Source organism: Desulfobacter sp., from assembly GCA_028768545.1.
Classification (GTDB): domain Bacteria; phylum Desulfobacterota; class Desulfobacteria; order Desulfobacterales; family Desulfobacteraceae; genus Desulfobacter.
Genome location: CP054838.1, coordinates 2,935,253 through 2,948,712, shown reverse-complemented (window position 1 = coordinate 2,948,712; position 13,460 = coordinate 2,935,253). Strand labels below are relative to the sequence as shown.

The window sequence follows — 13,460 nt, the reverse complement described above, 5'->3', positions numbered from 1 at the left end:
CCCGAACCCGGAGATCACAACATGAGTTTGATGGCACAATTCCAGCAAAAGAAAAAGAAAGACCCTGAATACGGCAATGAGGCCCAAGGCGGATTTAAGGTCGTGGGCAGCATGCCGGGCAATAGCATCGGTAAACAGCAGGCCATAACCAAGTTTGAAAAAGAACTGGCAAATGACCTGGAAGCCCTGGGAATGATCAAAAGCATAAAACAAAAAGAAACCGAAAAAGCGTCCCACCTGGTGCCCAAGTACATGCCCCTGGTGAAAAGCCTCACGGCATCAGGCTCTGACCATCCCCTGTTGGGTCAAATCCTGGTCTGGATTTTTGATATTAAGGATATTCCCGCCGCTATGGAGCTTGCCCTTTACTGCATTGAGCATGAAGTATCCATGCCGGAACGGTTCAAACGGGATCTTACCACCTATCTGTGTGACACCATTGTGGAATGGGCAGAAACCGAGCATGAAGCTGGCCGAAGTTGTGAACCCTATTTTACCCAGGTGTGTGACCTGGCCGAAAATTGGGACATTGTGGATCAGATCCGGGCCAGGCTTTTTAGGCTGAGAGGCTTGATTGCCCTTTCAAAAGAAGATTGGAAACAGGCAATCATTGAATTTGAATATGCTGAAGAGTACGGGGCCAAGGTAAAAACCTGGCTTACCCGGGCGGCTAAAAAAGCAGCGGCCGCAGCAGAAAATAAATAACCCAGCTCCCACCCCGCCGGCCGATCCTGCCGGAAAGCCGTTTATCTTTTTGAGACCGCTTTCCAGGCGGGGGCCGGCTTTTTCAATATTTTAGGCCAGAGCCAGCCTACACCCGAGGGCCTTTGTTACCTTACTGATGGTGGCAAACCTAGGGTTTCCACCCTGGGTCAGAGACTTATACAGACTGGCCCGGGTAACACCGGCTTTTTTTGCGACCTCGGTCATGCCCATGGCCCGAGCTGCGGTGCTCAAGGCATGGATAAAGTCTGATTCATCCCCGGTGTCCAACACTTCCTGCAAAAAAGCGCGGATCGCTTCAGGGGTCTTCAGGTGCTCTGCAATATCAAAAGGTTTAGTTTCTAAGGTCATGGATTATTCCTCCATTTGTTTCAAAAGCGCTTCGGCTTTGTCTATGTCTTTTTGCTGGCTTGATTTGTCCCCGCCCACCAGCAAAAGGACAATCCGAGCGTCTTTAATCGTGTAATAGATCCTGAAGCCTGCCCCGAAAAAGAAGCGTAACTCAAAAAGATCTGTGCCCAGTTGCTTGCAATCTCCAAAATTGCCATTCTCTACCCGACTGAGGCGGGCCAGGATCTTAATTCTTACCAAAGAATCCTTGAGCTTGCGGAACCATTTGTCATAGTGTTTGGTGATTTCAAGTGTATATGCCATGTAGACAATGTATCCTACAGGAAACAAATTGTCAATGATTGAGTTGACACGTTAACCCACCCTGTGCCAAAAAAAATTGTCGGGCAAATCCCCCGGCCTTTTTTGTTTCATTCTTTCAAACACCCCCTTTTTATTCCGATAACGCGAAAAACGGAATGGCTTTCGTGTACAGAGTGGAAAGCCCCCTCTATGCTGAAGTTGTTTACATGATATTTTAAGGAGAGGTCATGAGCTTTACCGCATTTTCATATAATATTGATCCGGCCAAAACGGTGCAAAATTCACCCTTCTGGCCGGATTTAAATCTGAAAGATTTTGCAGCTGGATACCGCCTGCCCGGAGAATACCGGGAAACAATGGTGGAGGATCGCTTAAAGCTTGCCATGATCTGGGCCAATGATCAGCTGAGGCTATGGAGGCAGCAGCAGGAGGCAGCCGGGGTTACTTCCCTGAGTGATGTGCCGGTGGGTGAGAGCCCGGCATGGGGAAGTCCCCTGGTCCTTTTCTATACGAGAGCGGTCAGCTGCCATGCAAAAGCCCTTCTCCTGGCTGATTATCCCACCATGATGCGCAAATCTGATGCAATCAATGATGCCAAAGAATCTGACGAAACCGCAGACAAATGGCATTCCTTTGCCATGGATGCCTTGAACACCCTTCAGGACAAACCCAAAATCCATGCGGAGTCGCTATGAAAAAACTGGCCGGCCTTGCACAGAACCTTGAAACCCTGCCCGGGGTCACACGGGACCAGATGGAGGCGTTTGCCGATCTGGGCAAGCTGATCCCTACGGGCCAGGACCTGGGCAATGGATTTGAAATCGGACGATTCAGGTATGATGCAGTGATCTCCATGGAACGGTGCCCTGCATCCATTGCCGGCCAGTTGCTTTCTTTCCTGTTGATCTGGCTTTCTGAAAATGATCCTGACCGGGACCTGCTGGAACTTGCCGATCCTGATGTGGATGTGACCATGGAAGATGAGCAGACCGTGTCTGTCCAGATTTCTGTAGAGTTTGATGAGGCCCTGATCATTGTGGAGGATCCCACCGACCCCATTTCCTGGAATGGTAAAAAATGGCGTGTGGATGATGTGCCCGTGGACACGGCAACGGTACTGGACAAACTGGATAAGCGCTGATGGCTCTGCCTGATATCTCCATAGATACGGATAAAAGATCCCGCCTTCGCCTGGCGGATCAGATTGATGTCCTGACCATGCCCCCTGCCCGGCGCAAACGCCTTTTAAAGGAAATCTCCAAGCAGACCCGAAAAGATATGCGGACCAATATCAGAAAACAGCAGACCGTGACAGGCGCTGCCATGGAGCCCAGGGCCGGCAAAAAGAGAAAACGGATGATGGGCAAAATGGCCAAGGGCATGGTCACCCGGATTATAGGCACTGACAGGGCAATGGTCACCTGGAAAAATCCTGCCAAAGCCAAGCTGGCCGATCGGCACCACCATGGGGTACCGGAAAAATACACCGCCAAAAAAGCAGCCCGACAAAACGGAGTGCCGGATTACTCAAAACCTGCCACGCCGAAACAGGCCAAGGCCCTGAACAAGGAAGGATTCCGCAGGCCAGTGGCCAGAAAACGTGGAAAAGGCAAAGCCACCCTGAAGCGGGTTTCCCAAAAGTGGATCCGGGACAATATGAGCCTGGGCCAGGCTGGTCTGATTTTAAGGCTCATGAGAACAGGGACGCGCAAGGGAAAACAGGGTTGGGAAATCAAGGTGCCTGCCCGCCCCATATTAGGAGCCACCCCGGAACAAGCCAATACCTATTTGACTGCAATGGCAACCAATGCCCTGCGGGAAATCAATAAAATATAAGGAGAACCCATGTCTCTTGGAACCGTACAAATTAACCGCCTGAACCTGATGCAGGGGCCGCTGCCTGAAATAGAATGCCGTTTCCTGTTCATCGGAGTTGGCGCTACCAATATGGACAGCGTCCTTGCTGTCGGAGTAGAAACAGATCTTGATGTGGCTCTGGGCGAAGCTGAATCCGTATTAAAAACCCAGGTTGAAGCTGCCAGGGTCAATGCCGGGCAGAACTGGTCAGCCGGGGTCATGCCCATTGCAGATGCTACAGCATGGGCCGCTGCCGTGGATTTTGCCATGACGGTCACCACCTGCGAAGCCATTGTGCTTGTGGATCCGGTTGCCGCCAAAACCGATCTGGAAGCCATGCAGACCAAGGGCAGATCAATCATGGCCCAATACATGAGGCCTGTTTTTTTCATGGCCGGAGTCCGGGGGCCCGAGGACACAGAAACCTGGGCCGCCTACATTGCAGCAATCAAACCGATCACAGAAGGCGTGGCTGCGGACCAGGTGTGTGTGGTCCCCTATCTTTGGGGCCATGACCTGGGAGCCCTTGCCGGTCGTTTGTGTGACAGATCCGTCACCATTGCAGATACACCCATGCGGGTGGCCACAGGGACAATGGCCGGCACCTGGGGGGCAAAACCCACGGACAAAGATCAAGTTGCCATCACCCTGGCCCACTTAAAAGAGCTGGACACCAACAGATTCTCAGTGCCCCAGTGGTATCCGGATTATCCGGGCACCTATTAGGGGGACTGCAATATGCTGGATGTGCCGAGCGGTTATTTCCAGGTGGTAGAAAATCTGCGGGTGGTTCAAAAGGCCATGCGCAGGGTATATCCCCTGGCCGTTGCCCGTATTGGTGACCGCAGATTGAACTCCACACCTGTTTCCATTGCCGAAAACAAGTCCTATTTCATGCGGCCTTTAAGAGCCATTGCAAAGAGCGTGACCATCCTAGGCCGAACATTTCCCGGTGAGATCCACCCGCCTTCCGACGATGCCATTGAAATTGTCTGGATGGATAAAAACACCGTGGAAATTTACATCATGGTCCGGCCCTATAATTGTCCCAAGGACATCACCGTAAACCTTGCCCTGGATCTTTCAACAGGCGAATAAAGGAGGCTTTTCAATATGAAACGAGTCAGTAACAGCAGTTTTTCTTTTACCATGGGGGATTTTCGCCTGCGGGCGGAAAAAGCCTCCCTGTCCATTGAAGATGCCCGCAAGGCAGTCAAGGACGGAGGTGTGCCCAACGGATATGTGGATGGTGAGGTGGGCGCATCCGGAGACATTGAATTGGATGCCGCTTCCATGGCCATTCTCTCCCAGGAGGCAAAAACCAAAGGATTATGGCAGGAGATCGAACCGGTTGATCTGCTCTTTTTTGCCAAAGGCACCCAGGAGGAAGAGAAAGTGGAGGCCTTCGGGTGTTTGCTCAACCTGTCCGACATTGTGGAATACGACCCCACCAGCGATAAAAAATCCGTTACCAAGATTTCTTTTGAAGTGACCAGCCCGGATTTTGTCCGGATCAACGGCGTACCATACCTGGCCAAGGATCGCACGGAAGGCTTGGTGTAAATGGATATCCTGGACCGGGCACAAAATATTGAAGCGCATCACCGGGCCCTGGCCATTGCCAGTGCCCGGGCTGCCATTGCTGCCGGCCCTGGGCAAGAACACTGCCAAAATTGTGAAGAACCGATTTCATTGGCCCGCCGTCGGGCTGTTCCCGGTTGCCGGCTGTGTATCAATTGCCAAAAGGAATTGGAAAATGAAAGGACTTGAACAAATATTCGATTCCATGAAGCCCGGGCTTCAATTTTTAATCACCTGCGCCATGGGACTTTTGGCCCACCTGGACAAGGTTGCTTCCGTCATGGCCCTGGCCGTACTCATATTCCAGTTCAAGCTGGTCTATTACAATTCAAAACTCAAGAAGATTGAGTATGAAAAGGAGAGCAAACACCCATGAAAGCGCGTCTTATCAGAGTTGAAGAATCCGACCAGGGCACCCTGGGTGTCCTGGTCCTGGACGGCCAGGCGTTTTGCTGCACCCTGGAACCGCCTAACATAGGCAACCGCCAGAACCTGTCCTGCATTCCCTGCGGTCATTATACTGCCATCCGAAAAATCGGGAATGTTCAGAATTCTGTGTCACGGTTTCGGTTCCCGGATCTGTCTCGGCGCCAGCGGAAGTAAAAGCCAGGTCCGAGAATGGGCCTTCAATCTGCCACGTCGGAGGAGTTGGCTTTTGCTGGAGCGGAGTTCCTGGAACCATCTTTTCCATCTGTAAATAAATCCCTATCAAATTCCCAGCTCTTTATCCAGCCGGCCTTCAAAGAAAATTGCCAACTGGGAAATTGTCAGTGACCAATTTTGAATCGGCATTGTCCATTTTTTACTGGCGTTCTGGATCCCCATGTAAAGCAGCTTTAACAGGCTGTCCTGGTTCGGGAATGATCCCTTTGTTTTGGTCAGTTTTCGAAACTGTCGATGCACAGCCTCAATGGTATTTGTGGTGTATATTATCCGTCGAATCTCTTCTGGATATTTAAAGAAATGACTGAGGCGTTCCCAGTTGTTCCGCCAGGATTTTATCACAATCGGGTATTTGTCATTCCATTTATTTTCCAAGATATCCAGTTCTTCTTCGGCCAGATCCTTATTGACCGCTTTATAAACACGTTTTAGATCTGCCATAAATTCCTTTTTATTTTTGGAACCAACGTATTTCAATGAATTTCGGATCTGGTGGACTACGCAGAGTTGAACTTCTGTGTCCGGGAATATGGTCTCAATGGCCTCGGGAAAACCTTTTAGACCATCAACACAGGCAATCAGGATATCTTTTACCCCTCGGTTTGAAAGGTCTGTTAACACCTGCAGCCAGAAGTTCGCACCCTCATTCTCGGATATGTACAGCCCAAGAACCTCTTTGCGGCCCTCGATATTCACCCCAAGAATTGTGTAAACGGCTTTGCTGCCGACCTTTCCGTTTTCTCGTACTTTATAATGTATGGCATCAAGCCATACGATTGGGTACACATTTTCCAACGGCCTGGCCTGCCATTCTTTGACGGTATGGATGATTTTATCGGTAATGGTGCTCAGAGTGGCATTTGAAATCTCAAGTCCATAGATTTCCTGTAAATGGGAAGCCATATCATTATAACTCATGCCCAGGCCGTAAAGGGCTATTATCTTTCTTTCAATTTCATCGCTGAGCGTTGTCTGATGTTTTTTGACGATCTGTGGAGAGAAGGTTCCGGCCCTGTCACGCGGGGTTTTTAGCTCAAATTTACCATCCAGGGACTTAATGGTCTTTCTGCTTTTTCCATTACGGCGGTTGGCAGAAATTTCCTGTCCGAGATGGGACTCCAACTCTCCTTCAAGAGCAGCTTCAGCAAGATTTTTGATTAATGATGTAAGGACGCCGCCCTTACCTGTGAAGGGTTTACCTTCCTGAATACCTTTAAGAGCTTTTTGAAAATCAAATTCGGTGTTGTCTTCGGTCATGTCAGTTCTCCTTATTTAGCTGAGTATATCAGCTTTGATTCAACTGACACAGAATTTTGAACGCCCTCGAAAAATCAGCCCCAAATACGGGGATACCTTTGAGATTACGGGCGTGCCCAACCGGACCCATGTTCTGATCCATCCCGGGAATCTGGTAAAACACACCCGGGGCTGTGTGCTCCTGGGTCAGTATTTCGGCAAACTTACTGGGAACCGGGCCGTGCTGAATTCAGGAGTCACCTTTAAAAACTTTTTGAACAGGGCCGGTACCACATCTTCTTTTGAACTGGAAATCAGGGAGGTGATCTGATGGCCTGGTATTCAGCCCTGACCGGATTATTCTCCGGAGCCGTGGACCTGGTCAAAGAACCCATTAAAGGATGGCAGGAGCGGAAAACGGTTCTGTTGCAAAAAAGATTTCCAGGACAAAGAGATCGTTCAGGCGTAAAATTTACGCAGCATAAGAAAACAGATTTTCGACGAATTCTTTCTGCTTTAAAATTTCTCCCTTCCTGATATTTTTAACTTGTCCTTTTCTGATCATGTTCATAATTTCATAGCCTTTTAGCGTCCGCCAGGCAGAATGAAATGTCTTGAACCCCATACCAGCTCTGACAAGCTTTTTGATAAACCGGTGGTCTTGCTCAATAATATTGTTCAGATATTTATTCTGTCTTAGGATACAGTCCTTATTCAGAAGCTTTTTTTCTTTCAAAGCCTTTACAGCCGGAGGATATGCAGGATTTCCGTCAACACTCAGAACCCGAGGTCTGGAGCTATTGGAAGCTCGCAGCATCTTTTTAAAAAATCGTTTGGCAGATTCCATATTACGTCTGCTGCGAAGAAGAAAATCGATGGTATTTCCACGGGAATCGACCGCTCGGTAAAGATACTTCATTTTCCCCCGCACCTTGATATATGTTTCATCAATACGGTAAGAATCATTTGATTGCCGCAGATACTTCCTGCTTCGCTTTTCCATTTCAGGAGCATAGCGCTGAACCCATCGGTAAATGGTACTGTGATCCACAGACAAGCCCCGTTCTTGCATCATCTCTTCCAGATTCCTGTAACTCAGTTGATATCTCAGATACCAGCGAACATTCAACAGGATGATTTCTTTTTCATAATGACGCCACTTGAAAGGGTTTTCATTTTTCATACTATCTCTCTGCAAATAAATTAGTGCCAAAACGGACTTGTATCAGACATTAATAATTTTTTGCAACAGAACCCAAAATCTCTCTATCTTGGTAATCTCCTTTGTAAATTTCGTAACACATTACGTCATTCTCTCGAATAACGTAGCGATAATATGACAGTTCATTCTCCAGTTTAGCTAAGTTTCCTTTCATTTCGGCAAGGCTTATCATTTCTTGAGCACTCGCCATTGTCGGTAGGAGAGCAAGTATCAGTAGGTTTGTAAATATTAATGTCATGGCATTTTTTATTTTTCTAAACTTATTCATGGGCTCACTCCAGTGTTAATGGCTTTTTAGAGTATAGAAAAGTTCCCTTTCATTACGCCGCATGTTTCCAGTTGAATTCATTCAATTCTCAACCACAGAATACAACATACGAAGGAAAAAATAAGGATCTGTTATTTTAGACCTCATAGATTAAGATCGTTTAATCTTTCTCTATACATTGAACAAACTTATTGCAAGGTTTTCTTGATAATTCTGTATAACGATTGCTGAAAATATTCATGCATCGGGGGCGTCCACTTTGTCTATGATTGACTGCTTTCTTTAAAATTTCCTCGGCCACAACATATTGGGGTAGGCCTTCCCAGTGAAGAGTACACTTTATACCGGATAAAGCTGATTTTGGGCAAATAAAAAATTTTCGAGATATAGCTGATTCCTGCCAGTGTTTTTAAAAAGATTTTAAAAAGATTTTAAAAAGAAAAAAGTACCCTGAACCCGGCCGTAACGAAGAGGACATCCAGCTAAACTTTTGCGGATCGTCCTGATCCGCTACACAGCGGGCGTACAACCGGATTTGTCGTCCTGACATCCGGCTTGTACTCACGCCGCTGGCAAGCCATCCCCGCCACAGCCTGGAGACCCTGGTTTACGAACGCCGTTTATTAAAATTTGCTGATTGCCATTTCTCAAAACCCCTTGTTTTGTCTAAGGTCCTAAAATTTTTTTGGAGAATTTAAAGCTTTTAAAGTTTACCAGGGAGATCAGGCGGGGGTGCGGGTGGAATGCTTTAGGTGAAGTACCCGCCCGTGCCCGCCGGGTTAGGGCACAGACCTTTTTTAAACCGTGTGCCAGGGAAAGGGTAATACCGGATCAACCGGAAACTGTTCGAACCATTTAACAGGACATACTCTTGATTATAGGTCCTAAGCTCAAATTATGGCGGCATATCATATGTCGGGGGCAGGGGATCAGAAGAGAAAACATATTGATATGTCATAAATATCCTCCCTTTTATTTGGATTCATGCCCTGTAAAAGCGCTTATAATTTAGCTGAGTACTAATTATTATTTAATAATAATTAAAAACCCTTGACAAGGCGTATTCCAATAATAGAATATGCATTCTATAAATTAATCTAATGGAGTGTAAATGAACCTTCTATCTCGGAAAGAGAGAGAAAAAAAACGCAAACGTAAGGAGATTTTAGCTGCGGCTTTATCTGTATTCGCTCAAAAAGGATATCACGGTGCAACTATGGCTAAGATTAGTCAGGTTTCAGAGTATCCTTTGGGTAGCATATATAAATTTTTCCAGGGCAAAGAGCAGATCTACCATGAGATGGTCATGGAAACGGGCATTGCTTTTGGAGATATCTTGCTCGATATCATTAAAAAAAATGAGGGGTCTCCAAAAGATCAGATTAGAAAGTGTTTCAATGAATTTTTAAATTATGGAATTGAAAGAAGAGAGTATTTTTTAATTTACAACTCCCAGAGAAGCTCAATAGATGCCGTCCTTGTCCCGAATATCAATGAAAGTATCAACAAACTTCATAACAAAATGAATGAACTTTTAGCCGATATTTTTAAAGAGGGGATCAAGATAGGAGAGTTTAAAGATCATCCTCCCCTTGAGATGGCAAATGTGTTTAGCAGTGTGGTTTTTTCAACAATATGGCTGATTATGGGCGATCCTGAGAACTATGGACAAAAGAGGCTTGATACTATTTTTTCTATATTTATGGAAGGGGTTTATGCATAGCAGAAAATAAACCGCTGTACCTAAAATTAACAATATAAAATTAGTGGCAACTACAAAGGTTGAAAATCAATTTTATCAGTATGAGGAGAATTTAGCATGGCACAGGAAGTAGCAGATAAGAGAGATCAGGAATTTGTTTTACATGAAATGTTAAATGTTGAAAGTTTTTCAGAGTATGAGCAGTATGAAGATTTTGACAAAAAAACGGTTGATATGATTCTCAAGGAAGCCAGAAACCTTGTGACAAAAGAGATTGTACCCACAAGAGCCCTTGGTGATGTTGATAATGGTCATCCGGAAGGATGTATCCATGAAAATGGTGCGGTTAAGGTTCCCAGATCATACCACAAGCCTTACGAACTCTTCTGTGAAGGTGAATGGCTTGCAATGAGTGATGATCCTGAATGGGGTGGCCAGGGAATGCCCCATTGTGTTTCCATAGCGCCTTCTGAAATGTTCTCCGGCGGAAATATCGCTTTTATGATGTACCCAGGGTTGACCCACGGTGCTGCAAAAATCGTTGAAACATTTGGAACTCCCGAACAAAAGAAGACCTATCTTAAGAAATTATTTTCAGGTGAGTGGGGCGGAACCATGTGCCTGACAGAACCCGAAGCCGGTACCGATGTCGGTAACCTGTCCACAACAGCAAAAGATAATGGAGACGGGACATACACCATTACGGGTAACAAGATTTTTATCTCCGGTGGTGACTCTGATATGGTCAGCAACATTCTTCACCCGGTTCTTGCAAGAATTGAAGGGGCGCCTGCCGGAACAAAAGGCATCTCTTTATTTGCCGTACCAAAATACAAAATAAATGAGGATGGAACACCCGGAGAGTCCAATGATGTAACCATTACCGGTATTGAAGAGAAAATGGGTCTTCACGGTAATTGTACCTGTTCCATATCCTTTGGATCAAAGGGCAATTGTGTGGGTACGCTTCTTGGGGAAGAGAACAAAGGTATGAAGGCCATGTTCGTTATGATGAACGAAGCAAGGTTTGGCGTTGGTCTTCAGGGATATGCCCTTGCCTCAGCCTCATACATGAACGCTGTAAACTATGCAAAAGATAGGGTCCAGGGTGTTAACCTGATGGATATGTTCAACGAAAATCCCAAGCCTGTCACCATTATCAACCATCCGGATGTCCGCCGTCAGCTTCTTTTTATGAAAACCTATGTTGATGGTATGAGATCATTTCTTTACTATTCATCAAGACTTTTTGACCTTGAGCATCTGGCGGAGACACAAGAAGAGAAAGATAAGCACAAAGGCATTCTTGAGATCGTTATCCCCATCCTTAAATCCTATTGTACTGACAAAGGTCATGAAGTTTGTACACAAGGTATCCAGGTGTTTGGCGGATACGGATTCATCAAGGAATATCCCCAGGAGCAGCTGCTAAGAGATTGTAAAATCACATCTATCTACGAAGGAACAAACGGTGTCCAGGCAATGGACCTGCTCGGCAGAAAACTTGGAATGAAAAAAGGTAAGCCTTTCATGGATTTTCTTGGTGAAATGAATGCCACCATCGCCGATGCACGAGCAACTGAAGGTATGGCTGAAATGGCTCAAACAGTTGAAATGGCTGTTAACAAGCTGGGTGAAGTTGCAATGCACATGGGCATGACAGCCATGAGTGAAAAGGTAATGGATGCCTTTGGCTCTGCAACACCATTTTGCGAAGTTTGCGGTGATGTTGTTATGGCATGGATGCACCTGTGGAGAGCCACGACTGCAACAAAAGCCATGGCAGGAAAAGTTAAGAAAAAAGATATGGCTTTCTACCAAGGCCAGGTGATTACAGCTAAATATTTCATGGAACAGCTTCTTCCAAATGCAATGGGTAAAATGGATTCAGTTAAGAACACCTCAACGGCAATCATGGAAATGCCCCTTGACGCATTTATCGGATAGAAGATGTGAACACGGATAGATTTTACAAAATCTATCCGTGTTCAGTACAAAAAATCCAAAGGATTTGCCACTTTTTTTAGTATCGATCTTTTCGGGTTTGCAGGCGTCACCATAAGAAAAAATAAAGCATAACGACACAAAAAGGCAGTTTCATAATTTGATTCGAGGGCGTTCAAAATTCTGTGTCAGTTGAATGAAAGCTGATATACTCAGCTAAATAAGGAGAACTGACATGACCGAAGAAAACACCGAATTTGATTTTCAAAAAGCCCTTAAAGGCATCCAGGAAGGTAAACCCTTCACAGGTAAGGGCGGCGTCCTTACATCATTAATCAAAAATCTTGCTGAAGCTGCTCTTGAAGGAGAGTTGGAGTCCCATCTCGGGCAGGAAGTTTCTGCCAACCGCCGTAATGGAAAAAGCAAAAAGACCATTAAATCCCTGGATGGTAAATTTGAGCTAAAAACCCCGCGTGACAGGGCCGGAACCTTCTCTCCACAGATCGTCAAAAAACATCAGACAACGCTCAGCGATGAAATTGAAAGAAAGATAATAGCCCTTTACGGCCTGGGCATGAGTTATAATGATATGGCTTCCCATTTACAGGAAATCTATGGACTTGAGATTTCAAATGCCACTCTGAGCACCATTACCGATAAAATCATCCATACCGTCAAAGAATGGCAGGCCAGGCCGTTGGAAAATGTGTACCCAATCATATGGCTTGATGCCATACATTATAAAGTACGAGAAAACGGAAAGGTCGGCAGCAAAGCCGTTTACACAATTCTTGGGGTGAATATCGAGGGCCGCAAAGAGGTTCTTGGGCTGTACATATCCGAGAATGAGGGTGCGAACTTCTGGCTGCAGGTGTTAACAGACCTTTCAAACCGAGGGGTAAAAGATATCCTGATTGCCTGTGTTGATGGTCTAAAAGGTTTTCCCGAGGCCATTGAGACCATATTCCCGGACACAGAAGTTCAACTCTGCGTAGTCCACCAGATCCGAAATTCATTGAAATACGTTGGTTCCAAAAATAAAAAGGAATTTATGGCAGATCTAAAACGTGTTTATAAAGCGGTCAATAAGGATCTGGCCGAAGAAGAACTGGATATCTTGGAAAATAAATGGAATGACAAATACCCGATTGTGATAAAATCCTGGCGGAACAACTGGGAACGCCTCAGTCATTTCTTTAAATATCCAGAAGAGATTCGACGGATAATATACACCACAAATACCATTGAGGCTGTGCATCGACAGTTTCGAAAACTGACCAAAACAAAGGGATCATTCCCGAACCAGGACAGCCTGTTAAAGCTGCTTTACATGGGGATCCAGAACGCCAGTAAAAAATGGACAATGCCGATTCAAAATTGGTCACTGACAATTTCCCAGTTGGCAATTTTCTTTGAAGGCCGGCTGGATAAAGAGCTGGGAATTTGATAGGGATTTATTTACAGATGGAAAAGATGGTTCCAGGAACTCCACTCCAGCAAAAGTCAACTCCTCCGACGTGGCTGATTGAAGGCCCATTCTCGGACCTGACTTTTACTTCCGCTGGCGCTGAGGCAGATCCAGGAACCGAAACCGTGACACAGAATTCTGA

Annotated in this window: 17 protein-coding genes and 1 pseudogene; 13 read left to right on the top strand and 5 right to left on the bottom strand. The window is 46.0% G+C overall.

What is annotated here, in order from left to right; all coding sequences use genetic code 11:
- Positions 1-21 precede the first annotated feature (21 nt).
- Positions 22-705, top strand: coding sequence for a hypothetical protein (locus HUN05_14330; protein WDP86157.1), 684 nt, complete (start codon positions 22-24; stop codon positions 703-705).
- Between the two features lie 90 nt (positions 706-795).
- Here the strand turns inward: HUN05_14330 and HUN05_14325 are convergent, their stop codons facing one another.
- Entirely contained in the window at positions 796-1,074 is a 279-nt protein-coding gene (locus HUN05_14325; protein ID WDP86156.1) for a putative addiction module antidote protein, read from the bottom strand.
- A 3-nt stretch (positions 1,075-1,077) separates the two neighbouring features.
- Entirely contained in the window at positions 1,078-1,377 is a 300-nt protein-coding gene (locus HUN05_14320) for a type II toxin-antitoxin system RelE/ParE family toxin (GenBank protein WDP86155.1), read from the bottom strand.
- A 227-nt stretch (positions 1,378-1,604) separates the two neighbouring features.
- Between HUN05_14320 and HUN05_14315 the strand changes: the two genes are divergently transcribed.
- The 8 genes and pseudogenes from HUN05_14315 to HUN05_14280 all read left to right on the top strand — a co-directional run bounded on the left by HUN05_14315 (position 1,605) and on the right by HUN05_14280 (position 5,418).
- Complete coding sequence (locus HUN05_14315) at positions 1,605-2,072, top strand: head completion/stabilization protein (GenBank protein WDP86154.1); 468 nt, start codon at positions 1,605-1,607, stop codon at positions 2,070-2,072.
- Positions 2,069-2,518, top strand: coding sequence for a phage tail protein (locus HUN05_14310; GenBank protein ID WDP86153.1), 450 nt, complete (start codon positions 2,069-2,071; stop codon positions 2,516-2,518). Before HUN05_14315 ends, HUN05_14310 begins: the two co-directional genes overlap by 4 nt.
- On the top strand, positions 2,518-3,213 hold the full coding sequence (locus HUN05_14305) for a virion morphogenesis protein (protein ID WDP86152.1): 696 nt from the start codon (positions 2,518-2,520) through the stop codon (positions 3,211-3,213). Before HUN05_14310 ends, HUN05_14305 begins: the two co-directional genes overlap by 1 nt.
- A gap of 9 nt (positions 3,214-3,222) precedes the next feature.
- Positions 3,223-4,332, top strand: a pseudogene (locus HUN05_14300) (DUF2586 family protein).
- A gap of 15 nt (positions 4,333-4,347) precedes the next feature.
- The gene (locus HUN05_14295; protein ID WDP86151.1) at positions 4,348-4,797 is read left to right on the top strand and encodes a DUF2597 family protein; all 450 of its coding nucleotides are present in this window, start codon (positions 4,348-4,350) and stop codon (positions 4,795-4,797) included.
- On the top strand, positions 4,798-5,004 hold the full coding sequence (locus tag HUN05_14290) for a TraR/DksA C4-type zinc finger protein (protein ID WDP86150.1): 207 nt from the start codon (positions 4,798-4,800) through the stop codon (positions 5,002-5,004).
- Positions 4,991-5,191 carry a hypothetical protein gene (locus HUN05_14285; protein ID WDP86149.1) on the top strand — a complete coding sequence of 67 codons (201 nt, stop codon included), beginning with the start codon at positions 4,991-4,993 and terminating at the stop codon, positions 5,189-5,191. Before HUN05_14290 ends, HUN05_14285 begins: the two co-directional genes overlap by 14 nt.
- Positions 5,188-5,418, top strand: a complete 231-nt coding sequence (locus HUN05_14280; protein WDP86148.1) for a hypothetical protein — start codon at positions 5,188-5,190, stop codon at positions 5,416-5,418. Before HUN05_14285 ends, HUN05_14280 begins: the two co-directional genes overlap by 4 nt.
- 105 nt (positions 5,419-5,523) lie before the next feature.
- Here the strand turns inward: HUN05_14280 and HUN05_14275 are convergent, their stop codons facing one another.
- On the bottom strand, positions 5,524-6,735 hold the full coding sequence (locus HUN05_14275) for an IS256 family transposase (GenBank protein ID WDP86147.1): 1,212 nt from the start codon (positions 6,733-6,735) through the stop codon (positions 5,524-5,526).
- Positions 6,736-6,769: 34 nt separating this feature from the next.
- On the opposite strand from HUN05_14275, the gene HUN05_14270 reads away from it, so the two are divergent.
- Positions 6,770-7,045: a hypothetical protein gene (locus HUN05_14270; protein ID WDP86146.1), complete on the top strand. Its 276-nt coding sequence runs from the start codon at positions 6,770-6,772 to the stop codon at positions 7,043-7,045.
- Positions 7,046-7,186: 141 nt separating this feature from the next.
- On the opposite strand, the gene HUN05_14265 is transcribed toward HUN05_14270, so the two are convergent.
- Positions 7,187-7,897, bottom strand: a complete 711-nt coding sequence (locus HUN05_14265) for an IS6 family transposase (protein WDP86145.1) — start codon at positions 7,895-7,897, stop codon at positions 7,187-7,189.
- Between the two features lie 49 nt (positions 7,898-7,946).
- Positions 7,947-8,204: a hypothetical protein gene (locus tag HUN05_14260; GenBank protein WDP86144.1), complete on the bottom strand. Its 258-nt coding sequence runs from the start codon at positions 8,202-8,204 to the stop codon at positions 7,947-7,949.
- Between the two features lie 1,111 nt (positions 8,205-9,315).
- On the opposite strand from HUN05_14260, the gene HUN05_14255 reads away from it, so the two are divergent.
- The 3 genes from HUN05_14255 (at position 9,316) to HUN05_14245 (ending at position 13,297) form a co-directional block, all read left to right on the top strand.
- Positions 9,316-9,927: a TetR/AcrR family transcriptional regulator gene (locus HUN05_14255; protein ID WDP86143.1), complete on the top strand. Its 612-nt coding sequence runs from the start codon at positions 9,316-9,318 to the stop codon at positions 9,925-9,927.
- Positions 9,928-10,023: 96 nt separating this feature from the next.
- Entirely contained in the window at positions 10,024-11,853 is a 1,830-nt protein-coding gene (locus HUN05_14250) for an acyl-CoA dehydrogenase (GenBank protein WDP86142.1), read from the top strand.
- A 232-nt stretch (positions 11,854-12,085) separates the two neighbouring features.
- Positions 12,086-13,297, top strand: coding sequence for an IS256 family transposase (locus HUN05_14245; GenBank protein WDP86141.1), 1,212 nt, complete (start codon positions 12,086-12,088; stop codon positions 13,295-13,297).
- Positions 13,298-13,460: the final 163 nt, after the last annotated feature.

Coding starts and splice junctions, on each gene's coding strand:
- HUN05_14330 (WDP86157.1), top strand. CDS start 22: ATGAGTTTGATGGCACAATTCCAGCAAAAGAAAAAGAAAGACCCTGAA.
- HUN05_14325 (WDP86156.1), bottom strand. CDS start 1,074: ATGACCTTAGAAACTAAACCTTTTGATATTGCAGAGCACCTGAAGACC.
- HUN05_14320 (WDP86155.1), bottom strand. CDS start 1,377: ATGGCATATACACTTGAAATCACCAAACACTATGACAAATGGTTCCGC.
- HUN05_14315 (WDP86154.1), top strand. CDS start 1,605: ATGAGCTTTACCGCATTTTCATATAATATTGATCCGGCCAAAACGGTG.
- HUN05_14310 (WDP86153.1), top strand. CDS start 2,069: ATGAAAAAACTGGCCGGCCTTGCACAGAACCTTGAAACCCTGCCCGGG.
- HUN05_14305 (WDP86152.1), top strand. CDS start 2,518: ATGGCTCTGCCTGATATCTCCATAGATACGGATAAAAGATCCCGCCTT.
- HUN05_14295 (WDP86151.1), top strand. CDS start 4,348: ATGAAACGAGTCAGTAACAGCAGTTTTTCTTTTACCATGGGGGATTTT.
- HUN05_14290 (WDP86150.1), top strand. CDS start 4,798: ATGGATATCCTGGACCGGGCACAAAATATTGAAGCGCATCACCGGGCC.
- HUN05_14285 (WDP86149.1), top strand. CDS start 4,991: ATGAAAGGACTTGAACAAATATTCGATTCCATGAAGCCCGGGCTTCAA.
- HUN05_14280 (WDP86148.1), top strand. CDS start 5,188: ATGAAAGCGCGTCTTATCAGAGTTGAAGAATCCGACCAGGGCACCCTG.
- HUN05_14275 (WDP86147.1), bottom strand. CDS start 6,735: ATGACCGAAGACAACACCGAATTTGATTTTCAAAAAGCTCTTAAAGGT.
- HUN05_14265 (WDP86145.1), bottom strand. CDS start 7,897: ATGAAAAATGAAAACCCTTTCAAGTGGCGTCATTATGAAAAAGAAATC.
- HUN05_14260 (WDP86144.1), bottom strand. CDS start 8,204: ATGAATAAGTTTAGAAAAATAAAAAATGCCATGACATTAATATTTACA.
- HUN05_14255 (WDP86143.1), top strand. CDS start 9,316: ATGAACCTTCTATCTCGGAAAGAGAGAGAAAAAAAACGCAAACGTAAG.
- HUN05_14250 (WDP86142.1), top strand. CDS start 10,024: ATGGCACAGGAAGTAGCAGATAAGAGAGATCAGGAATTTGTTTTACAT.
- HUN05_14245 (WDP86141.1), top strand. CDS start 12,086: ATGACCGAAGAAAACACCGAATTTGATTTTCAAAAAGCCCTTAAAGGC.